The sequence below is a fragment of the Micromonospora sp. NPDC051300 genome (genome assembly GCF_044455315.1).
In the GTDB taxonomy this organism is placed as follows: domain Bacteria; phylum Actinomycetota; class Actinomycetes; order Mycobacteriales; family Micromonosporaceae; genus Micromonospora; species Micromonospora robiginosa.
In genome coordinates this window covers 31,334-51,880 of record NZ_JBITEP010000027.1, presented here as the reverse complement: position 1 = coordinate 51,880, position 20,547 = coordinate 31,334, and the positions used below count along the sequence as shown (strand labels likewise).

The window sequence follows — 20,547 nt, the reverse complement described above, 5'->3', positions numbered from 1 at the left end:
GGGCCGCGTCTCTCGGGTGCGGGTTACTGCTTGAGCATGTTGTCCAGGAGCAGGGCGCAGCGGATCAGGCCCAGGTGGCTGTACGCCTGGGGGTGGTTGCCCAGGCCCCGCTCGGCGAGCGGATCGTACTGCTCGGGGAGCAGACCGGTGGGGCCGGCCGTGTCGACCATCTGGGTGAACAGCTCCTCGGCGTCGGTGCGGCGGCCGGTGCGCAGGTACGCCTCGATCAGCCACGCCGTGCAGATGTGGAAGCCGCCCTCCCGGCCGGGCAGGCCGTCGTCCCAGTGGTAGCGGTAGACCACCGGGCCGCTGCGCAGGTCCGCCTCGATCTTCAACACGGTGGAGAGGAAGCGCGGGTCGTCGCCGGGGAGCAGCCCGGAGAGGCCGATCCAGAGCGAGGACGCGTCCATCTCGTCGTGCCCGTACGCAACGCTGTACGCCTCGGCGTCGGGGTGCCAGCCGTGCTCCAGCACGTTGGCCCCGATCCGGTCGCGCAGCTCGACCCACTCCGGCCGGTCCTCGCCGCCGTGCTGGCGCACCACGTGCAGCGCCCGGTCGACGGTCATCCAGAGCATGACCTTGGAGAAGACGTGGTGCCGGGGTGGGAGGCGGGCCTCCCAGATGCCGTGGTCGGGCTCGTGCCAGCGGCGGCGGACCGCCTCGACCATGTTCTCCAGCACCCGCCACTCGTCGTCGCGGACCGAGCCCCGGGCGTCGGCCACCGCGGCGATCAGGTCGGCGACCGGGCCGAAGACGTCGAGCTGGAGCTGGTGGTTGGCGAGGTTGCCGACCCGGACCGGCCGGGAGCCGGCGTAGCCGGGCAGCGTGTCGATGACCGCCTCGGCGCCCAGCTCGTAGCCGTCGACCGTGTAGAGCGGGTGCAGCCGCTCGGGGTGGCCGCCGGTGCGCTCGACCACGCCGTCGATCCAGCGCAGCAGCCCTTCGGCCTCCTCGGTGGAGCCGAGGTCGACGAGCGACCGCGCGGTCATCGCCGCGTCCCGCAGCCAGCAGTAGCGGTAGTCCCAGTTGCGGACGCCGCCCAGCTCCTCGGGGAGTGAGGTGGTCGCCGCCGCGAGGATCGAGCCGGTCGGCTCGTGGGTGAGCCCGCGCAGGGTCAGCGCGCTGCGGGCGACCAGGTCCTTGGCGGTGGCGGGCAGCCGCAGCGAGGCCACCCAGTCCTTCCAGGGCTGCTCGGCGGCGGCCTGCCGCTCGTGCACCGGCACCCGGTGCGGCTCCAGGCTCTGCGTGCCGAAGCGCAGCTCCAGCACCACCTGTCCGCCGACGGCGGACAGGTCCACCACGGCCTTCGCGGTCTCGTATCCGGCGTCGTTGGTGACCTCCCACTCCAGGCCGGGGGAGTGCAGCGCGACCGGCTCGTTGGAGCCGAGCACCAGCAGCCCGTCGTCGAGCGGCTGGAGCTGCACCGCGACCTGGCCGAACTCGGGGCGCGGCGCGAACTCGACGCGGGCGCGCCCGGTGCCGCTGAGCACCCGGACCAGGGTCGAGTCGCCGCTGACCACGGCCGGGTCGTCCGGCGTGGTCTGCCGGGCGGGCAGGTCCAGCCAGTCGGTGACGGTCAGGCCGGACCAGCGGGTCTCCACGGTCATCGTGTTGCTGCGGTAGCGCTGGCCGAGCGGGATGCCGCCGCGCTCCGGGCCGACCGTGAAGTGCCCGGCCGGGCTGCCGCCGACCAGGTCGGCGAAGATCGCCGCCGAGTCCGGCTTGGGGTGGCACAGCCAGGTGATCTTGGCTTCCGGGGTGACGAGCGCGACCGTACGTCCGTTGGCGAGCATCGAGTGCCGTTCGATGGGCACCGCCCGCTCGCCGAAGAGCCAGTGCCGCCGGGTCTCCAGCAGCAGGCCCAGCGCGCGGGCCGCCTCGATCGGCTCGGCCACCCGGTAGTCGGCCCGCGTCTCGCCGGGACCGATCTTGATGCCGACGTCCGGCCCCTGGAGGTTGCCGAACGCGTTCTCGTCGGTGACGTCGTCGCCGATGAACAGCACCGCGCCGGCCGCGAGCTGGGTGCGGAGCTGGTCGACCGCGGTGCCCTTGTGGGTGGCCACCACGGACAGCTCGATGACCTCCTTGCCCTGGGTGACGGTGACGTCGTCCCAGGTGGCGGGGCCGCTGCGGACCGCGTCCACGGCTGCGGCGGCGACCTGCGGGTCGACCCCGCGGGTGTGCACGGCCACGCTTGCCGGCTTGCGTTCCAGCCGCACCCCGGGGTGCGCGGCGGCGATCTCCCGCAGCTCCTGGCGGAGCCGGTGCCGGACCGCGATCAGCTCCGGGCTCAGCCGTTCGACGAAGCCGATGTCGAACTCCGAGCCGTGGCTGCCGACCAGGTGCACCTCGCTCGGCAGCCGGGAGAGGGTGGCCAGGTCGCGCAGCGCGCGGCCGGAGACCACCGCGACGCTTGTCTGCGGCAGCGAGGCCAGCGCGCGGATCGCGGCCACCGACTCGGGCAGCGGTACGGCCTTGCTGGGGTCCTCGACGATCGGGGCGAGTGTGCCGTCGTAGTCGCAGGCGACGAGGAGTTGGGGGATCCGGGCGATGCGGCCGATCGCGGCGCGCAGTTCCGGGTCGAGCACGCCACCGTTGGAGGTGGCGGCGGCGGGCGAGGTCACGCAGCCTCCGTATCGGGGACGCCGAGCTCGCTGAGGAACGACTTGGCCCAGTGGCCCACGTCGTGGCTGCGCAGATGGCGCTGCATGACGCGCATCCGGCGGCGGGCTTCGGGCTTCTCGACGTGCACGGCCCGGAGCAACGCGTCCTTCACCGCGTCCGGGTCGTGCGGATTACACAGGAACGCCTGGCGCAGCTCGGTGGCGGCGCCGGCGAACTCACTGAGCACGAGCGCGCCGCCCTGGTCGGCGCGCGATGCGACGTACTCCTTGGCCACCAGATTCATTCCGTCTCGCAGCGGGGTCACCATCATCACGTCGGCCGCGACGTACATCGCGGCCAGTTCGGAGCGACTGTACGACTGATGCAGATAATGCACCGCCGGCACGCCGACCCGGCCGAATTCACCATTGATCCGGCCAACCTCGCGTTCCACCTTCACCCGAAGTGCCTGGTAGTGCTCCACGCGCTCGCGGCTGGGCGTGGCGACCTGCACCATAACCGCGTCCGGAACTGTCAACTTTCCGTCAGCGAGGAGTTCGCGGAAGGCCTTGAGCCGAAGTTCGATGCCCTTGGTGTAGTCGAGCCGGTCGACGCCCAGGATGATCGTCTTCGGGTTGCCCAGCTCCTCGCGGATCTGCTTGGCGCGGGCCTGGATCGCCGGGTCCTCGGCCAGCCGCTCCATCTCCCGGGTCTCGATCGAGATGGGGAACGCGCCGGCCTTCACCTGCCGGCCGTCGACCTGGATCATCTGCCCCTCGTAGCGCAGGCCGAGCAGGTGCCGGGCCAGCCGGACGAAGTTCTGCGCCGCCAGCCGCTGCTGGAAACCGACCAGGTCCGCGCCGAGCAGACCGCGCAGGATCTCGGCCCGGAACGGCATCTGCATGAACAGCTCGATCGGCGGGAACGGGATGTGCAGGAAGAACCCGATCTTCAGGTCGGGACGCAGCTCGCGCAGCATCGCCGGGACGAGCTGGAGCTGGTAGTCCTGCACCCAGACCGTGGCGCCCTCGGCCGCCACGTCCGCCGCGGCCTCCGCGAACCGGGCGTTGACCAGGCGGTACGCCTCGCGCCAGCGCCGCTTGTAGGCGGGTGTCTCCACCGCGTCGTGGTAGAGCGGCCAGATCGTCGCGTTGGACTGGCCCTCGTAGTAGCGCTCCAGCTCCTCGGCGCTCAACGGCACCGGGTGCAACCGGATCCCCTCCAGGTCGAACGGCTCGGGCGCGGCGCCGGTGCCACCGGCCCAGCCGACCCAGGTGCCCTGGTGTTCGGCGAGCACCGGGTGCAGCGCGGTCACCAGGCCGCCCGGGCTGCGCCGCCACTGCCGCCCCTCGGGTGTGCTCACCTCGTCGACCGGCAGTCGGTTGGCCACTACGACAAAGGAGCTGCGGACGGTCACGATCGGCCACCTCCGGGTACTGACGGGTCCACCGCGATGAGCGTACTGAGCGTAGCTGCGGCGTCTGATCCCCCGTGCCGGAGTCCTCTACCCGCCCGGAAGGCGCCGAACCCTCCCCGTGATCTTGTCGACACCGGCGGCCCGGGGGCCCGCGTGACCCGCCGTACCGGTGCTGGGGTGGGGTGATGTGGGCGTGGCCGCCCGTACCTGTCAGGATTGACGGCGGTGTGCGCGGCCGGCTCCCGGCCCGCGGCGGCGGGCGGAGGTCGAAGCCCGCGCCCCGCACCCGCAAGCCCGCGATCGCAACCGACGGAGGTAGCCCGCACCGTGGCCCAGTTCATCTACGTCCTGGAGAAGGCGCGCAAGGCGCACGGCGACAAGGTCGTGCTCGACAACGTGACGCTGAACTTCCTGCCGGGGGCCAAGATCGGTGTGGTCGGCCCGAACGGCGCTGGTAAGTCCAGCCTTCTCAAGATCATGGCAGGGTGGGACCAGCCGAGCAACGGCGAGGCCCGGCTGATGCCCGGCTTCACCGTCGGCATGCTCGCCCAGGAGCCCCCGCTCAACGACAGCAAGACCGTCCTCGGCAACGTCGAGGAGGCGGTCGCCGAGATCAAGACGAAGCTGGAGCGCTTCAACGCCATCGCCGAGCAGATGGCCACCGACTACTCCGACGAGTTGATGGAGGAGATGGGCCGGCTCCAGGAGGAACTGGACAACGCCGACGCCTGGGACATCGACTCCAAGCTCGAACTGGCCATGGACGCGCTGCGCTGCCCGCCGCCGGACGCCGACGTCACCAAGCTCTCCGGTGGTGAGCGCCGCCGGGTCGCGCTGTGCAAGCTGCTGCTGGAGGCGCCCGACCTGCTGCTGCTCGACGAGCCCACCAACCACCTGGACGCGGAGAGCGTGCAGTGGCTGGAGCAGCACCTGGCCAAGTACGCCGGCACCGTCATCGCCATCACCCACGACCGGTACTTCCTGGACAACGTGGCGAACTGGATCCTGGAGCTGGACCGCGGTCGGGCCTACCCGTACGAGGGCAACTACTCCACCTACCTGGAGAAGAAGGCCGCCCGGCTGGCCGTCGAGGGTCGCCGCGACGCCAAGATGAAGAAGCGCCTCTCCGACGAGCTGGAGTGGGTCCGGTCGAACGCCAAGGCCCGGCAGACCAAGTCCAAGGCCCGCCTCGACCGCTACGACGAGATGGCCGCCGAGGCGGAGAAGACCCGCAAGCTGGACTTCGAGGAGATCCAGATCCCGCCGGGTCCGCGGCTGGGCAGCACCGTCATCGAGGCACACGACCTGACCAAGGGCTTCGGCAACCGGGTGCTGATCGACGACCTGTCCTTCTCGCTGCCGCGCAACGGCATCGTCGGCATCATCGGCCCGAACGGCGTCGGCAAGACCACGCTGTTCAAGACCATCGTCGGGCTGGAGCAGCCGACCGGCGGCGACGTGAAGGTCGGCCCGACCGTCTCGCTGTCGTACGTCGACCAGAACCGGCAGGGCCTCGACGGCGACAAGACCGTCTGGGAGGTCGTCTCCGACGGCCTGGACCACCTCATGGTGGGCAAGGTCGAGATGCCGTCGCGGGCGTACATCGCCGCGTTCGGCTTCAAGGGGCCGGACCAGCAGAAGCCGACAAAGGTGCTCTCCGGTGGCGAGCGGAACCGGCTCAACCTGGCGCTGACGCTCAAGATCGGCGGCAACGTCATCCTGCTCGACGAGCCGACCAACGACCTGGACGTGGAGACGCTCTCCAGCCTGGAGAACGCGCTGCTGGAGTTCCCCGGCTGCGCCGTGGTCATCTCCCACGACCGGATGTTCCTGGACCGGGTGGCCACGCACATCCTCGCCTGGGAGGGCACCGAGGAGGAGCCGTCGAAGTGGTTCTGGTTCGAGGGCAACTTCGAGGCGTACGAGAAGAACAAGATCGACCGGCTCGGCGCCGAGGCGGCCCGCCCGCACCGGGTGACCTACCGCAAGCTCACCCGTGACTGACCGGTGCTGACCCTTGTCTGACCGGTTCGTCTACCACTGCGCGCTGCGCTGGTCCGACCTGGACGCGTACGGCCACGTCAACAACGCCCGCTTCCTCACGCTCTACGAGGAGGCCCGGGTGGCGATGATGTTCGCCGGCGGCCGGGCGTGGGGCGTCGACTCGTTCGCCGACGGGGTGGTCATCCGCCGGCACGAGGTCGACTACCTGCGCCCGGTCGACTACGCGCTCGGCCGGTCCAGCGCGGAGGCGGCCCCGACGGTCCGGATCGAGCTGTGGGTGGACCAGATCCGGGCCGCGTCCTTCTCGGTCGCCTACGAGCTGTACGACGGCGACACGCTGGCCGGCACCGCCCGCTCGGTGCTGGTCCCGTTCGACCTGTCCGTGCAACGCCCGCGCCGGATCTCGGCCGAGGAGCGGGCGTTCCTGCTCCGCTACGCGCCCGGGCTCACCGGATGACCGGGCCGACGGCCGGGCACGGGCTGGCCGGGGTGGCCGACGCCGGGGCCTTCCTGGCCCGCCTGGTCCGGCTCGACCCGGCCGTGCTGGTCCGCCTCCGGCCGGTGCCGGGCACCGGCCGGACCGCCCTCTGGGCCCGCCTGCCGTGGGACGTGCTGGTGGTCCGCACCGTGCCCGGCACGGCACCCGGCGACGCGACGGTCGCCGCCGGCGACCTGCTGGCCGAACTGGGCGCCGGCGGCACGGCGCTGCCCCGGCGGCGGGACGACGGCTGGCGTTGGCCGCTGCCGCCGCCGGCCAGCCGGCCGGTCGAGGTGCTGCCCGGCGCGGAGCTGCGCCGGATCGCGGACGCGGCCGCCGGCACGCTGCGCGAGGCGGCCACCCACGGGGTGGCGGGCCGGGCGGTCGGCCAGCGGGTGCTGCGGGACGCGTTGCTCGACCACGTCGCGGTGGTGGTGACCCCGGACGAGGCGCCGGCGGCGCCGGTGGAGGTGTCGCAGCGGTTGGTGCAGGGCGTGGTGCGGATGGGCTTCCTCGGCGACGGCGACGTTCAGGTGCGGGTGGCGGGCCGTTGGGTCGGTCTGGTCGGTCCGTACGGGGCGGCATGGTCGCGGACCGTCGCGGACCTTGCACTCACGCCTACCAGAGTTCATCCGAACGGATGACCCGGCATCGTTCTTCCGGGCCGGGGCGGTCGTTGGGGGGATGCCTCCTGCCGGCTGTCCGGGTACCGTCCATCCTCGGATCCAACGCACCGTAGGCGACTGGATCCGCTGGGGAGTGAGGTGCGCGAGCGATGCCGTGGTGGTCATGGCGCCCCGGTCCCGCCGGTGGCGGCGATCCGGAAACTCGAAGCGGGACCACAGTGGACGACGCCGTCCGGGTCGGGCCACCGACCCCGCGCCAGCCGGGTGACGACGCGGCGGCGACACCCGAGCGGTCCGTCATCGCGGACATGCCGGCCACTGTCGCCCCGGTCACCCTCGGCCGGGTCTGCGACGCGCTCGACCTGCTCGACGTGCGTTACCTGGCCGACGGCGACGGCAACCTGCTGGCCATGTGGGAGCGGCACGCCGTGCTCGTCGCGCTGGAGGGCCCGGAGGACGAGATCCTGGTGATGCGGGCCCGTCCACACGCGACGGTGCCGCCGGACTGGGCCGACCGGGCCTACCGGGTGGTCAACGAGTGGAACCACACCCGCCGGTTCTGCAAGGCCTACATCGGCGACCCGACCGAGCGCGGCCAACTGCCGATCTACGCCGAGCTGCAGGTGCCGCTCGGCGCCGGCACCCACGACGCGCTCCTGGTCGAGATGCTCGACTGCGGCGCGGCGGTGGCCACCACGTTCGTCGACTGGCTGCACGACGAGGGCGCCCTGCTCTGAGCGTCGCCGGGCGGGTCAGTCCTCCGCGTTCACCATGAAGTAGGCGGCCCGCTCCAGGTAGTCCCAGAGCGCGCCGGCCAACTGCGGCGGCAGGTCCAGCGCGTCCACCGCCTGCCGCATGTGCCGCAGCCAGGCGTCGCGCTCGGCGGCGCCGATCCGGAACGGGGCGTGCCGCATCCGCAGCCGCGGGTGCCCGCGCTGCTCCGAGTAGGTCCGCGGGCCGCCCCAGTACTGGATCAGGAAGTGGGTCAGCCGGTCCGCCGCCGGACCGAGGTCCTCCTCCGGATACATCGGCCGCAGCAGCGGGTCGTCGGCGACGCCGGCGTAGAACACGTCGACCAGCTTGCGGAAGGCGGGCTCACCGCCGATCGCCTCGAACAGCGTCATCGACTCGCCTGGGGAAGTCACGTTTCCATCCTGCCAGGTGCCACCCGGCGGGCGCGCCCGTCCTCCGGGCGGCGCGCGTCACGTCACCGCGTGCCGGTGCCGGCCGTGCTCGCGCCCCCGGTCGCCCGCCGCCGGCCCCCGCTGCGGCGCCTGCGCGCTGCAGGGGGCCGACTCGGACCGGGCGGTCTCGACGGCCGCCGCGATCGTCGCCGGGCGGGGCCAGGTGATCGCGGCGGCGAGCATGAGGAGCACCCCGGCCGCGCTCCAGAGCCCGACCACGGTCGGAATGGTGAACCGCTCGGCCAGCGCGCCGGTGGCCAGCACCGAGGCCCCCTGGATGATCTGCGTGCCGCTGGCCATCACTCCGAACGCCCGCGCGCGGTAGCCGTCCGGCAGCGCCTGCACGAAGAGTCCGTTGGCGACCGGGACGAGGCCGCCGACCGCGAAACCGCACGCGCCGGCCAGCAGGGCCACCACGGCCGGCGGCGGGTCGAGGAGCGAGGGTACGAGCACCGCCGGCGCGACGACCGCGAGCACCGGCATCAGGGTCAGCCGGCGGGACGGGCTGGCCAGCCGGGCGAGGAGCAGGCCGCCGAGGACGTAGCCCACCGGGTTGGCCGCCATGATCACCGCCTGGGCGGTGCCGGCGTCCATGCCGCCGCCGGTCCGGTCGGCGGCCCAGCCGGCGGCGAGCCCCTCGGGGACGATCGAGAAGAGCATGGCGCTGAACACCAGCACCGCGATGGCGCGCAGCACCGGCCGCTCGAAGACGATCCGGAAGCCCTGGGCGGTCTCCCGCAGCAGGTGACTGCGGTGCGCCTCGGTCATCGCCGGGGGGCGGTCCCGCAGCCCGAACCGGACCAGCGCGGCCGACAGGGCGAACGTGCCCGCGTTGATCAGCAGGGCGGTGCTCGGGTTGAGCACCGCGATGGCGGCGCCGGCCAGGTAGCCGACCACCTGGGCGACCTGCACCGCGCTTGTGGAGACGGTGAGGCCCACCACCAGCCGGTCGCCGGTGAGGATGTGCGGCAGCAACGCCGAGCGGGCCGCCTGGCTCGGCGGGTTGGCCAGCGTCGCCACGAAGACGAGGGCGAGGATCGACCAGGCCGGCATGAAGGGCATGGCGACCAGCACCATCAGCGCCATCCGGATCAGGTCGCAGAGCACCATCACCCGGCGGTAGCGGTGTCGCTCGGCGAGCGCGGAGAGCAGCGGGCCGCCGATCAGCCAGGGCAGGTAGCTGGCCGCGAACGCGGCGGCGGAGAGCGCCACCGACTGGGTCTCGCGCAGCACGAGCACGGTGACCGCGGCCTTGGCGAGGTAGTCGCCGACCCAGGACAGGACGTTGGCCGCGAAGAGGGCGCGGAACTCCGGTTGAGCGAAGACGTCGCGGAAGGTGGCCGGGCTCTCCTGGGCGGGCCGCTGGTCGGACACCGTCGCCTCCATCGTTCCGGGCCGGCCACTTGTGATGGCCCGACCGGGAACCGTCGTCAGATCAACCGATCGGCGAGGACACGAACACACTCCCCGGTGGAGGGTGTTTCCCGGATTCTGCCCGATCGTCTGACAACTGACTAGGGCGAACGGATAGATCGTCGCATCTCCGACTGAACGAACGGACGATACCCGAGGGGCCGCGCGACGCGCGACCCCCGAAATCGTCCCGTCGTGGCCGGCCTCAGGTGGCTCCGCCGGTGCCCGTGCCCTCGCCCCGGGACGGCCGCGGTGGCTGCGGCGGCAGCCCGGGATAGAGCCGGGCGGCGGCGATCTGGGCGGTGATCCCGGAGTTCTCCAACGCCTCCGCGAGCCGGCGGCGCAACTCGCGGCCCACCGCGAACTGTCCGTCGGCGGTGGTCTTGACCACGGTACGGATCACCGAGCCGTCGACTGTCACCTGCTCGACGCCGAGCACCTCCGGCTGCTCCACGATCATCGGGGCCAACTCCGGGTCCAGCGCCACCGACGCCGCCGCGGTCCGCAGCACCGCGGTGGCGTCCTCGGTGCCGGCGAAACCGATCGGCAGGTCCACCACGACGAGCGCCCAGCCCTGGCTCTTGTTGCCGACCCGGACGATCTCGCCGTTGCGGATGTACCAGAGCACGCCCCGGCCGTCGCGCACCGTGGTCACCCGCAGGCCCACCGCCTCCACCACGCCCGTCGCCTCGCCCAGGTCCACCGTGTCGCCCACGCCGTACTGGTCCTCGATCAGCATGAACAGGCCGGCGATCAGGTCCTTGACCAGGCTCTGCGCGCCGAAGCCGAGCGCCACGCCGGCGATCCCCGCGCTGGCCAGCAGCGGCGCCAGGTCGAAGCTGAACTCCTTGAGCATCATCAGCAGCGCGATGCCGAAGACGAACGCGGTGACCAGGCTGCGCAGCACCGACCCGATCGCCTCGGCCCGCTGCCGCCGCCGCTCCGGCACGAACTGCTCCGGGTCCAGCGTGGCGCTGGGGATGCGTTCGCGCAGCGGCCGCAGCATGGTCGGCACCGCGCCCTGGGTGGTGGTGCGCACCAGCCGGTTGATGGTCCGGTGCAGGGCCCAGCGGGCGGCCACGGCGATCAGCAGGATCAGGGCCACCCGCAGCGGCTTGAGCAGCACCCAGTAGCTGCTCTCGGCGAACCAGGCGGACCCGGTGAGCCGGTAGAGGAACTCGCAGGAGGTGCTGCCCTGGCAGTCCGGGCGCCGGTCGGAGAACGCGGACAGCAGCGCGGTGATCAGGTCGGAGACGTTCACCGTGCTTTCGTACCGCATGGGCCGGGCCCGTCCCGCGCGGACCCACCGGCGCCGCGGTGCCCGAGCGGCCGGTGGTGACCCGCCCGACTGCTCGCCGGGCGGCCAGGCAACCAGATCCCCCCTCGGCGCCGTCCACCGGAGGGGTGAGAAACGCGCCCCGGCCCGCACGGGGGCCTCGCGACCGGCCGTCCAGGTCGAGGTTGGGCGGAGCAAGGGGGAGAAGAGCGACATGGCGGGGGATTTCTCAGGCACCCGGCCACCCTGGTCCCGTCGGCAGGTGCTGACGGTGGCCGCGGCGGCGGTCGGCACCGCGCCGCTGGTGGCGGCGGGGGCGGCGCGGTTGTCCGCCGACGCGTCGGTCGGATTCCGCCGCGACCCGTTCGAGATCCGCGATCTGCCGCTGGGCCAGCGGCCGTACCACAGCGGCGTCCGACTGCCGATCGCCGACCCGGGTACGCACGACGAGCACGGCGTACGCATGGCGCTGCTCACCGGGAAGCTCTACGACCATCCCGTCGGGCAGGCCCAGTACGGCATCAACCTGCTGGAGAGTTACCGGGTCACCGGCGAGCAGGTGTACCTCCGGCGGGCGATGGCACAGGCGCAGCGCCTGATCGACCGGCGGGTCGTCCATCGGTACGGCTGGTTCTACCCGTACCGCTTCCGGCACGCCATGCACCGCGAGTCCGACATCTACGAGACGCCGTGGTATTCGATGATGGCCCAGGGGCAGGCGATGAGCCTGTTCGTCCGACTGGCGCAGATCCTGGGGCAGCGCACCCGGTGGCGCCAGGCCGCCGACGCCACGTTCGCCTCCTACCTGATCCCGCCGGTGGCGGGGAGACCGTGGGGGGTGTACGTCAAGGGCGGGCTGCTCTGGCTGGAGGAGTACGCGCACCCGACGCGGGTGCGCGGCGACCAGACCTACAACGGGCACATCTTCTCGGCCTTCGGCCTCTGGGACTACTGGAGCCTGAGCCGGGACGCCCGGGCCGAGCGGATGCTCCAGGGGGCGATCACCACCGCCCGGGACGTGCACCACCTCGTCCGCACCCGCGGGTGGCGGAGCAGGTACTGCCTCACCCACCGCAAGGACGCGGGTTTCTACCACACCACCCACATCCTGCAGCACTCCGTGCTGCACGCGATCACCGGCGACCCGACGTTCGCCGGGATCATGGATCTGTTCTACTCCGACCACCCGCCACGTGGGGTGTCCGGAACGGTCATGCTCGCCCCGGGGACGCACGTGGGTTACCGGTTCGACGCGACCGGCGCGGTCCTTGAGCGGAAGCGGATCTCCCTGCCCCGGGGTGGTGAGGTGACGTCCTCCGAGCGGCACCGGGTGCTGCGCCAGGCCGGCACCTGGTACGCCGTCAGCGACGGGAGCCTGCGCGGTTACCTGGTCGAGGAGATCCCCGGGAGGTCGTACCAGATCGGGCGGACGGCGGCGATCGGCTACCGCATCCCGCGGGCGGCCGTGGTCGCCGTCGCGCCCGTGAAGGCGTACACCATCGACCCGGACGGGCGGATGGACTCGGTGGCGGCCGGCCTCGCGGTGGGCGACCGGGTGACCGTCGACCTGCGCGCAGTCCTCAACGGTACGCAGCACTACCGGCTGGCCTCCGGCGCCTACGCCGGCCACTGGGTCAGGCTCAACACGCTGCGCGGTGCCGGTGTGGCGTAGCGCGAGTTCCGCCGAACGACCCGTTGCGGGTGATCCGACGGGCAGCTTGAAGATTCGTGCGTGCAATCGGGGGCGCGATCAGGGACTATTGGCGCAACGGACGTCGGTGATCCGGCCGGCGTCGGGGTCGTTCCGCGTTGTCCGCGGGGCGGTTCCGGCGCAGAGGCGGCGGAAGCGGGCTGGACCGGGAGGGTGAAGCGCGATGCCTGACATACGACCCACGGCGGGCTCCGGTGCGCTCGTTCTCAACGCCACCTACGAACCCCTGTGCGTCGTGTCGGTGCGTCGCGCCGCCATCCTCATCCTCTCCGCCAAGGCGGTCTGCGTGGCCGACGGCGAGGGCATCCTGCACAGCGCGCGCAACACGCTCCCGATCCCCTCGGTGGTGCGGCTGACCCGCTACGTCCGGGTGCCCTACCGCACCCACGTCGGGCTCTCCCGCCGGGCGATCTTCGCCCGCGACGGGTGGCGGTGCGCCTACTGCCGCGGGCCGGCGGAGACCATCGACCACGTCTTCCCGCGCAGCCGGGGCGGCCGGCACGCGTGGGAGAACGTCGTCGCCGCCTGCGCCCGGTGCAACCACACCAAGGGCGACAAGACGCCGGCCGAGCTGGGCTGGCGGCTGCACCACCCGCCGGTGGCGCCGAAGGGCAACGCCTGGCGGGTGCTGGGCCACCGGGCCCCCGACCCGCGCTGGGCCGACTGGCTCGACCTGCGCGAGCCGGAGACCGAGGCGGCCTGAGCCGGTCGGCCGTTCAGCGCGCCTTGACCAGCGAGGCGTAGACGACCAGGTTGTCGGCGTAGCCGGTCTCGCCGCCCACCCACCGCCCGCCACAGGTGATCAGCCGAAGGGCGGGGCGGCTGAAGTCCCCGTAGACCTCCTGCACCGGCAGCTTCTCCTTGCCGTAGCGCTCGATCGACGTCACCTCGAAGACCGCCACCGAGCGGTCCTGCCGGGTCACCTCGATCCGGTCGCCGTCGTCGAGGTCCCGCAGCCCGTGGAAGACGGCCGGCCCGGTGGTGGTGTCGACGTGCCCGACGAACACCGCCGGGCCGTACTGGCCGGGGGTGGGGCCCTGGTCGTACCAGCCGACCTCGCCGGCCCGGCTGACGTCCGGCACGGCGATGCTGCCGTCGGGCGCGATGCCCACCCGGTGCACCGGCGCGCGCAGGTCGAGCTTGCCGATGGTCAGGTCGGTCGGCGGGCTGGCCGGCAGCACCGGGAACTTCTTCGGCGGCGGCCGCAGGCCGGCCACGATCCGGTCCGGCAGCACGCTGGCCCCGGTCACCCGTTCCACCCCGAGCATGGCCACGATCATCGCCATCAGGGCCGCCACCACGAGCACCGGGACGCCGGGACCGCGCCTCGGGGCGTACCGCCGGGTGGTGGCCGGCGCGGCGCGGGCCGCGCCCGGGCGGTCCGGCGGGTCGGCGGTGGTGACGCTCGCCGAGAACGCGTGCCCGGCGGTGTGGCGGAACCGGCGCGCGGCGGCCGAGGCCAGTCGCAGCGCGGACCGGATCCGCCCGGTCCCCTCCGGTGGCGGGCGACGCCGCCGGCCGGCGCCGTGGCGGCGCGGTGAGTGGGCCATGTCGGCGCCGGGGTCAGACGCGGCCACCGGTCTTGCGGCGGGCGCTCACGCCGGCCACCACGGCCACCGCCACCAGGCCGCCGACCAGCAGCAGCGAGCCCGCGCCCCGGCCCTCGCCCGCGGTGCCCCCGCCGCCGGTCGCCGGGCCCTTGCTCGGCTGCGACATGTTCAGCACGGTGAGCATGGTCGAGGCGGTGTTGCCGTTGGCGCAGTCCAGGTTGACCGGGTAGTCGCCGGGCGTCTTGTTGCCGGGCACGGTGACCGCGCCGGTCAGGAAGCCGTTGTTCGAGCGCAGCGTCACCCGGCCGAACGCGTCCGAGGTGACCTGCGCCTGGCGGTCGTTGTTGTTGTCGCAGCCGGCCCGCAGGTTGACCCGGGAGCCGGCCTGGACGCTGTTCGGCGTCACCTCGATGAAGACGCTCTCCCCGGCCCGGGCCGGTACGGCCGTGGTCAGGACGAACGCCGCGACCAGGCCGACCAGGCCCAGGACGGACGACAGCGCGCGATGTGACAGAAGCCCTCGCATGGTTCTCCCCTCCCGGTGCGGCGGCGCACCGGACCCGCTGACGGGCAGCGGGGGCTGCCTTCCCGGTCGGCGGGGCTGTTAACAGGGGCCCCCTCCTATACCGGAGGCGTTAAGCGGGGGCCCCTCCTTTCTCCACCGGATGCCACGCGAGCGGCGTGGAGAGGACCATCGTGCTGGCGGGCTGGCCGTACGGGGCCAGGCGGTCGATCACCGCCTCGAACTCGCCCATCGACCCGGCGGCGACCTTGAGCATGCTGCACGCGTCGCCGGTGATCCGGTGGATCTCCATGATCTGCGGCCAGCGCGCCACGTCCGGGTCGTTGAGGATGCAGCGGGCGCCGTAGCAGGACATCCGGATCAGCGCGAGCACGGTCCGCCCGGCCCGGGCCAGGTCAACGTGCGCGTGGTAGCCGGTGATCACCCCCGACTCCTCCAGCCGGCGCACCCGTTCCGCGACGGCCGGCGGTGACAGGTGCACGCGGCGGGACAGCTCGCTGTAGGAGAGCCGGGCGTCGGCCTGCAGCTCGCGCAGCAACGCCCAGTCCATGTCGTCCACGCGGCGACCTTTCTTCCGTGAAGTCGGTGACCCGAGATGCTTTCAGTTCATGAAGTCAGCCCACCCTACCGCCGTTGAACAGGCATTCCGTCCGTGCGTCCACCGGCGGGATCATGGCGTCTACCCCGCGCACGGACGGAGAAGACGGTGGAACACACGACGGCGGTGCGCCCGGCCACCCCGCAGCAGCGGGCCGCCCGGGCGGCGCGCAACGGCGGCGAGCCGACGCTGGAGTTCGCCGAGCGCGTGCCCTACGACGCCTACGTCCACGCCAGCACGCTGCACCGGCTCCAGCAGCCGCTCAGCGAGGACCCGGGCGAGATGTCCTTCCTGATGGTCAGCCAGATCATGGAGCTGTACTTCAAGCTCACCTGCCACGAGCTGCGGCACGCCCAGCGCGAGGTGCGGGCCAACCGGGTCTGGGAGGCGCTGCCGCCGCTGCGCCGCGCCGCGCTGCACCTGGAGGGGCTCAACGCGGCCTGGCAGGGGCTGCGGTGGATGACCCCGGCCGACTTCAACCGCTTCCGCGACCGCCTCGGCGAGGGCTCCGGCTTCCAGTCGGCGATGTACCGGCAGTTGGAGTTCCTGCTCGGCCTGCGGGACCCGGCGCTGATCCGCCCGTTCCGCCGGCAGACCGACGTGCACGCCGAGCTGACCGCCGCGCTGGCCACGCCGAGCCTCTGGGACGACGTGGTCGCGCTGCTCGCCCGCCGGGGCTTCGCCCTGCCGGCCGAGCTGCTGGAGCGGGACGTGACGGTCGAGCACGAGTCGCACCCGAGCGTCGAGGCGGCCTGGGTGCGCGTCTACGGCGACGCCGGCCCGGACAACCACCTGCGGCTGCTCGGCGACGCGTTGACCGAGGTGGCCGAGCGGTTCGGCGACTGGCGCTGGAACCACGTCAAGGCCGTGCAGCGCACCATGGGCGCGAAGGTGGGCAGCGGCGGTTCGGCCGGGCTGGCATGGTTGCAGCGCAGCATGGCCCGGGTGGTCTTCCCGGAGCTGTGGTCGGCCCGTACCGCGATGTGAGGCGGAGAACAACGCAATGCACACCCCCGAGAGCGAAGCCCACCGGCTCGACGCCGCCGACCCCGGTCACCGGCACCTGTTCCACGTGCCGCCGGCCGAGGGCGGGCGGCACCCCGACGTGGCGTACCTGGCCGGCAACTCGCTCGGCCTGCAACCCCGGGCCACCGCAGACGAACTCGCCGCCGACCTGGACGCCTGGCGCCGGCTCGGCGTCGAGGGGCACCTGGAGGCGGACCGGCCCTGGCTGCCCTACCACGAGCTGCTGACCGCGCCGGCCGCCCGGCTGGTCGGCGCGCGGCCCACCGAGACCGTGGTGATGAACTCGCTGACGGTCAACCTGCACCTGCTGATGGTCAGCTTCTACCGCCCGGCCGGGGAGCGCACCCGGATCGTCATCGAGGACAGCGCCTTCCCCTCGGACAGCTACGCGGTGCGCAGCCAGGCCCGCTTCCACGGCCTCGACCCGGACGCCACGGTGGTACGCCTCACGCCCCGCCCGGGCGAGGACACCCTGCGCACCGCCGACGTCACCGACTTCCTGGCGGCCGAGGGGCACACGGTGGCGCTGCTGCTGCTCGGCGGCGTCAACTACCTGACCGGCGAGCTGATGGACATCCCGGCGATCACCGCAGCGGGCCGGGCCGCCGGCGCGGTCGTCGGCTGGGACCTGGCGCACGCGGCCGGCAACGTGCCGCTGGCGCTGCACGACTGGGACGTCGACTTCGCGGCCTGGTGCTCCTACAAATATCTCAACTCCGGGCCGGGCGCGCTCGGCGGCGTCTTCGTCCACGAGCGCCACCTCGGCGACCCCGCGCTGCCCCGGTTCGAGGGCTGGTGGAGCACCGAGGCGGCCACCCGGTTCGAGATGACGCCGACGTCCCGGCCACCGGCCACCGTGGAGGCGTGGCAGATCTCCAACCCGCCGATCTTCGCGATGGGTCCGGTGCGGACCTCGCTGGAGCTGTTCGACACCGTCGGCATGCCGGCGCTGCGGGAGCGCAGCCTGCGGCTCACCGGCTGGCTGGAGCGGCTGCTCGACGAGGTGACGCCGGGCCGGCCGCTGACCGTGGTCACGCCCCGCGACCCGGCCCGGCGCGGCTGCCAGCTCTCCGTCCGCATCGGCACGGGAAGTGCGAGCGAGCTGACCAAGCTGCTGCGGCACGAGCACGGCGTGATCGCCGACGCCCGGGAACCGGACATCGTTCGGTTCGCCCCGGTGCCGCTCTACTCGACGTACCACGACTGCTGGCGGGTCGCCGAGGCGCTGGCCGCGACGGTGTCGCCGGAGGAGGGCCGATGAGCACGGAACGCGACGAGATCGCGGTGGTCGGGGCCGGGTTGGCCGGCTGCCTGCTGGCCTGTTTCCTGGCCCGGCGCGGCTACCCGGTCGCCCTCTACGAGCGCCGGCCGGACCCGCGCGCCGGCACTGTCGAACGGGGCCGCTCGATCAACCTGGCGCTCTCCGAGCGCGGCCTGGACGCGCTGCGCCGGATCGGCCTGGACGAGCAGGTGATGGCGGACGCGCTGCCGATGCGCGGCCGGATGATCCACCCGGTCGACGGCGCGCCGCAGTTCCAGTCGTACAGCGTCTCCGGGGACCGGGCGATCAACTCGATCAGCCGGGGCGCGCTGAACAACGCGCTGCTCGACGCCGCCGCCGCGCTGCCGGGCGTGCGGCTCGCGTTCGACCACCGGCTGGTCGGCCTCGACCCGGTCGGCGGCGAGATGACGTTCGAGACCCCGCAGGGCAAGGTCACCGCCACCGCGCCCGTCGTCCTCGGGGCCGACGGCGCCGGCTCCGCCGTGCGCGGGCTACTGCTGGCGTACGGGGGTCTGACCGAGAGCCTGGACTTCCTCGACTACGGCTACAAGGAGCTGACCATCCCGCCGATCGGCGGGGAGTTCGCCCTGGACCCGGGCGCGCTGCACATCTGGCCGCGCGGCACCTCGATGATGATCGCGCTGCCGAACCCGGACCGCTCGTTCACCTGCACGCTGTTCTGGCCCACCCACGGCACCAGCAGCTTCGCGTCGCTGAGCAGCCCGGCCGCGATCGAGCGGTTCTTCGCCGCCCACTACCCGGACCTGGTCCCGCTGGCGCCGAACCTGGTCGACGACTACCAGCACAACCCGGTCGGCGTGCTCGGCACGGTGCGCTGCACGCCGTGGCAGGTGGCCGGCACGGTCGGCCTGGTCGGCGACGCCGCGCACGCCATCGTGCCGTTCTACGGCCAGGGCGCGAACTGCGCGTTCGAGGACGTGGTCGCGTTGGACCGCTGCCTGGACGAGTGCGACGACGAGTGGGCCGCCGCGCTGCCGCTGTTCCAGCGCCGCCGCCAGGACGACGCCGAGGCGATCGCCCGGATGGCGCTGGCCAACTTCGTGGAGATGCGGGACAAGGTCGCCTCGCCGGTGTTCCGCGCCCGCAAGACGGTCGAGCACGCGCTGGAACGGGCGCTGCCCGGCCGCTACGTCTCCCAGTACGAGCTGGTGTCGTTCTCCACCACCCCGTACGCCGAGGTCCGTCGCCGGGTTCGCCGCCAGTACGCGACAGTCGGCGCGGTCGCGGCCGGCGCGGCGGCGCTGCTGGCCGCCGGCGTCGGCGCGGCGCTGAGGGGGCGGCGGTGACGCTCTGGGACCCCCGGCTGATGACCGGGTACGCGCCGGACGGGCCCGGCCTGCTGCGCAACTTCGTCGGCGGCGCGTTCGTCGACGCCGGCCCCCGGTTCCCCAAGCGCAGCCCGGTCACCGGCGAACCCGTGTTCGAGGTGGTCGAGGCGTCGTCCACGGTGGTGGACGACGCGGTGGCCGCCGGCCGGGCCGCGCTGCGCGGCCCGTGGGGCCGGATGGGGGAGCGGGACCGCGCCGAGGTGCTGCGCCGGGTCGCCGACGAGTTGGAACGCCGCTTCGACGACCTGGTGGCGGCCGAGGTCGCGGACACCGGCAAGGCCATCTCGCAGGCCCGCACGCTGGACATCCCGCGCGGCGCGGCCAACTTCCGGGCGTTCGCCGAGATCGTGGCGACCGCACCGACCGAGTCGTTCACCACGGTCACCCCGAGCGGCGGCCGGGCGCTCAACTACGCGGTCCGCAAGCCGGTCGGCGTGGTCGCCGTCATCGTGCCGTGGAACCTGCCGCTGCTGCTGCTCACCTGGAAGGTCGCCCCGGCCCTGGCCTGCGGCAACGCGGTGGTGGTGAAGCCCAGCGAGGAGACCCCGGCGTCGGCCACGCTGCTCGCCGAGGTGATGGCCGCGGCCGGCGTGCCGGACGGCGTGTTCAACCTGGTGCACGGGTTCGGGCCCGGCTCGGCCGGCGAGCACCTGACCCGGCACCCCGGCGTGGACGCGATCACCTTCACCGGCGAGTCGGCCACCGGCGGCGCCATCATGCGCGCCGCCGCCGACGGGGTGAAGGCGGTCAGCTTCGAGCTGGGCGGCAAGAACGCCGGCCTGGTCTTCGCCGACGCCGACCTGGACGCGGCGGTCGCCGGCTCGGTGCGGTCCAGCTTCACCAACGGTGGCCAGGTCTGCCTCTGCACCGAGCGGATCTACGTGCAGCGGCAGGTGTTCGAGGAGTTCACCGCGCGGCTGGCGAAGCGCGCCGACGAGCTGGCGTACGGCTGGCCGGCCGACGAGGCGACGGCGAACATGCCGCTGATCTCGCACGGCCACCGGGACAAGGTGCTCGGCCACTACGCGCTGGCCCGCGCCGAGGGCGCCGAGGTGCGCGCCGGTGGCGGGACGCCGCGTTTCGGCGACGCCCGCGACGGCGGCGCGTACGTGCAACCGACGGTGCTCACCGGGCTCGGGGCGGACGCCCGGACCAACCGCGAGGAGATCTTCGGCCCGGTGGTGCACGTCGCGCCGTTCGACGACGAGGACGAGGCGTACGCGCTGGCGAACGGCACCGACTACGGCCTGGCGGCGACCGTGTGGACCCGGGACGTGGGCCGGGCGCACCGGGCCGGGGCTCGGCTGGACGCCGGCATCGTCTGGGTCAACACCTGGTTCCTGCGCGACCTCCGCACCCCGTTCGGCGGGGTGAAGGCGTCGGGTGTGGGCCGCGAGGGCGGCGTGCACTCGCTGGCGTTCTACTCCGAACTGACGAACGTCTGCGTGGATCTGTCGTGAGCGCGATGGGTGAGAATGGCCGGCAGCCCGAGGACCGCGAGCGAGG

18 protein-coding genes are annotated in these 20,547 nt (G+C 73.0%); 10 read left to right on the top strand and 8 right to left on the bottom strand.

What is annotated here, in order from left to right:
- Positions 1 to 23: 23 nt before the first annotated feature.
- Both otsB and ACIA5A_RS24680 read right to left on the bottom strand, forming a co-directional pair.
- Entirely contained in the window at positions 24 to 2,624 is a 2,601-nt protein-coding gene (gene otsB / locus ACIA5A_RS24685) for a trehalose-phosphatase (protein WP_396766707.1), read from the bottom strand.
- The gene (locus tag ACIA5A_RS24680) at positions 2,621 to 4,021 is read right to left on the bottom strand and encodes a trehalose-6-phosphate synthase (protein WP_091069502.1); all 1,401 of its coding nucleotides are present in this window, start codon (positions 4,019 to 4,021) and stop codon (positions 2,621 to 2,623) included. Before ACIA5A_RS24680 ends, otsB begins: the two co-directional genes overlap by 4 nt.
- Before the next feature lie 327 nt (positions 4,022 to 4,348).
- Between ACIA5A_RS24680 and ettA the strand changes: the two genes are divergently transcribed.
- The 4 genes from ettA (at position 4,349) to ACIA5A_RS24660 (ending at position 7,866) form a co-directional block, all read left to right on the top strand.
- The gene (ettA, locus tag ACIA5A_RS24675; protein ID WP_396766706.1) at positions 4,349 to 6,025 is read left to right on the top strand and encodes an energy-dependent translational throttle protein EttA; all 1,677 of its coding nucleotides are present in this window, start codon (positions 4,349 to 4,351) and stop codon (positions 6,023 to 6,025) included.
- A gap of 13 nt (positions 6,026 to 6,038) precedes the next feature.
- Positions 6,039 to 6,482 (top strand): acyl-CoA thioesterase, encoded by a 444-nt coding sequence (locus tag ACIA5A_RS24670; protein WP_396766704.1) that lies wholly within the window; start codon positions 6,039 to 6,041, stop codon positions 6,480 to 6,482.
- Positions 6,479 to 7,147 (top strand): hypothetical protein, encoded by a 669-nt coding sequence (locus ACIA5A_RS24665; protein WP_396766703.1) that lies wholly within the window; start codon positions 6,479 to 6,481, stop codon positions 7,145 to 7,147. Before ACIA5A_RS24670 ends, ACIA5A_RS24665 begins: the two co-directional genes overlap by 4 nt.
- A gap of 131 nt (positions 7,148 to 7,278) precedes the next feature.
- Positions 7,279 to 7,866: a YbjN domain-containing protein gene (locus tag ACIA5A_RS24660; RefSeq protein ID WP_396766701.1), complete on the top strand. Its 588-nt coding sequence runs from the start codon at positions 7,279 to 7,281 to the stop codon at positions 7,864 to 7,866.
- 15 nt (positions 7,867 to 7,881) lie between these two features.
- On the opposite strand, the gene ACIA5A_RS24655 is transcribed toward ACIA5A_RS24660, so the two are convergent.
- From ACIA5A_RS24655 to ACIA5A_RS24645, 3 genes are all read right to left on the bottom strand, one after another.
- On the bottom strand, positions 7,882 to 8,253 hold the full coding sequence (locus ACIA5A_RS24655) for a globin (protein ID WP_396766750.1): 372 nt from the start codon (positions 8,251 to 8,253) through the stop codon (positions 7,882 to 7,884).
- Positions 8,254 to 8,331: 78 nt separating this feature from the next.
- Positions 8,332 to 9,699 carry an MFS transporter gene (locus ACIA5A_RS24650; RefSeq protein ID WP_396766699.1) on the bottom strand — a complete coding sequence of 456 codons (1,368 nt, stop codon included), beginning with the start codon at positions 9,697 to 9,699 and terminating at the stop codon, positions 8,332 to 8,334.
- 232 nt (positions 9,700 to 9,931) lie between these two features.
- On the bottom strand, positions 9,932 to 11,005 hold the full coding sequence (locus ACIA5A_RS24645) for a mechanosensitive ion channel family protein (RefSeq protein WP_396766697.1): 1,074 nt from the start codon (positions 11,003 to 11,005) through the stop codon (positions 9,932 to 9,934).
- 259 nt (positions 11,006 to 11,264) lie between these two features.
- Here ACIA5A_RS24645 and ACIA5A_RS24640 point away from each other — a divergent pair, with 259 nt between their 5' ends.
- Both ACIA5A_RS24640 and ACIA5A_RS24635 read left to right on the top strand, forming a co-directional pair.
- The gene (locus ACIA5A_RS24640) at positions 11,265 to 12,674 is read left to right on the top strand and encodes a D-glucuronyl C5-epimerase family protein (RefSeq protein ID WP_396766695.1); all 1,410 of its coding nucleotides are present in this window, start codon (positions 11,265 to 11,267) and stop codon (positions 12,672 to 12,674) included.
- 202 nt (positions 12,675 to 12,876) lie between these two features.
- On the top strand, positions 12,877 to 13,416 hold the full coding sequence (locus tag ACIA5A_RS24635) for an HNH endonuclease (protein ID WP_396766693.1): 540 nt from the start codon (positions 12,877 to 12,879) through the stop codon (positions 13,414 to 13,416).
- 13 nt (positions 13,417 to 13,429) lie between these two features.
- On the opposite strand, the gene ACIA5A_RS24630 is transcribed toward ACIA5A_RS24635, so the two are convergent.
- From ACIA5A_RS24630 to ACIA5A_RS24620, 3 genes are all read right to left on the bottom strand, one after another.
- Positions 13,430 to 14,263, bottom strand: coding sequence for a class F sortase (locus ACIA5A_RS24630; RefSeq protein ID WP_396766691.1), 834 nt, complete (start codon positions 14,261 to 14,263; stop codon positions 13,430 to 13,432).
- A gap of 13 nt (positions 14,264 to 14,276) precedes the next feature.
- Positions 14,277 to 14,789 carry a hypothetical protein gene (locus ACIA5A_RS24625; protein ID WP_396766689.1) on the bottom strand — a complete coding sequence of 171 codons (513 nt, stop codon included), beginning with the start codon at positions 14,787 to 14,789 and terminating at the stop codon, positions 14,277 to 14,279.
- A 109-nt stretch (positions 14,790 to 14,898) separates the two neighbouring features.
- The gene (locus ACIA5A_RS24620; protein ID WP_396766687.1) at positions 14,899 to 15,345 is read right to left on the bottom strand and encodes an Lrp/AsnC family transcriptional regulator; all 447 of its coding nucleotides are present in this window, start codon (positions 15,343 to 15,345) and stop codon (positions 14,899 to 14,901) included.
- Between the two features lie 147 nt (positions 15,346 to 15,492).
- On the opposite strand from ACIA5A_RS24620, the gene ACIA5A_RS24615 reads away from it, so the two are divergent.
- Genes ACIA5A_RS24615 through ACIA5A_RS24600 form a run of 4 tightly spaced genes read left to right on the top strand, consistent with a single transcriptional unit; the run spans position 15,493 to position 20,501 of the window.
- Positions 15,493 to 16,371, top strand: coding sequence for a tryptophan 2,3-dioxygenase (locus ACIA5A_RS24615; protein ID WP_396766685.1), 879 nt, complete (start codon positions 15,493 to 15,495; stop codon positions 16,369 to 16,371).
- A 16-nt stretch (positions 16,372 to 16,387) separates the two neighbouring features.
- Positions 16,388 to 17,671 carry a kynureninase gene (gene kynU / locus ACIA5A_RS24610; protein WP_396766683.1) on the top strand — a complete coding sequence of 428 codons (1,284 nt, stop codon included), beginning with the start codon at positions 16,388 to 16,390 and terminating at the stop codon, positions 17,669 to 17,671.
- Positions 17,668 to 18,999, top strand: a complete 1,332-nt coding sequence (locus tag ACIA5A_RS24605) for an FAD-dependent oxidoreductase (protein ID WP_396766681.1) — start codon at positions 17,668 to 17,670, stop codon at positions 18,997 to 18,999. Before kynU ends, ACIA5A_RS24605 begins: the two co-directional genes overlap by 4 nt.
- Before the next feature lie 20 nt (positions 19,000 to 19,019).
- The gene (locus ACIA5A_RS24600; RefSeq protein ID WP_396766748.1) at positions 19,020 to 20,501 is read left to right on the top strand and encodes a 2-hydroxymuconic semialdehyde dehydrogenase; all 1,482 of its coding nucleotides are present in this window, start codon (positions 19,020 to 19,022) and stop codon (positions 20,499 to 20,501) included.
- Positions 20,502 to 20,547: the final 46 nt, after the last annotated feature.

Excerpts from the sequence above, each read along its gene's own strand:
- kynU (WP_396766683.1), top strand. The coding sequence starts at position 16,388 with ATGCACACCCCCGAGAGCGAAGCCCACCGGCTCGACGCCGCCGACCCC.
- ACIA5A_RS24625 (WP_396766689.1), bottom strand. The coding sequence starts at position 14,789 with ATGCGAGGGCTTCTGTCACATCGCGCGCTGTCGTCCGTCCTGGGCCTG.
- ACIA5A_RS24635 (WP_396766693.1), top strand. The coding sequence starts at position 12,877 with ATGCCTGACATACGACCCACGGCGGGCTCCGGTGCGCTCGTTCTCAAC.
- ACIA5A_RS24600 (WP_396766748.1), top strand. The coding sequence starts at position 19,020 with ATGACCGGGTACGCGCCGGACGGGCCCGGCCTGCTGCGCAACTTCGTC.
- ACIA5A_RS24660 (WP_396766701.1), top strand. The coding sequence starts at position 7,279 with ATGCCGTGGTGGTCATGGCGCCCCGGTCCCGCCGGTGGCGGCGATCCG.
- ACIA5A_RS24665 (WP_396766703.1), top strand. The coding sequence starts at position 6,479 with ATGACCGGGCCGACGGCCGGGCACGGGCTGGCCGGGGTGGCCGACGCC.
- ACIA5A_RS24645 (WP_396766697.1), bottom strand. The coding sequence starts at position 11,005 with ATGCGGTACGAAAGCACGGTGAACGTCTCCGACCTGATCACCGCGCTG.
- ACIA5A_RS24630 (WP_396766691.1), bottom strand. The coding sequence starts at position 14,263 with ATGGCCCACTCACCGCGCCGCCACGGCGCCGGCCGGCGGCGTCGCCCG.
- ACIA5A_RS24655 (WP_396766750.1), bottom strand. The coding sequence starts at position 8,253 with ATGACGCTGTTCGAGGCGATCGGCGGTGAGCCCGCCTTCCGCAAGCTG.
- ACIA5A_RS24650 (WP_396766699.1), bottom strand. The coding sequence starts at position 9,699 with ATGGAGGCGACGGTGTCCGACCAGCGGCCCGCCCAGGAGAGCCCGGCC.
- ACIA5A_RS24605 (WP_396766681.1), top strand. The coding sequence starts at position 17,668 with ATGAGCACGGAACGCGACGAGATCGCGGTGGTCGGGGCCGGGTTGGCC.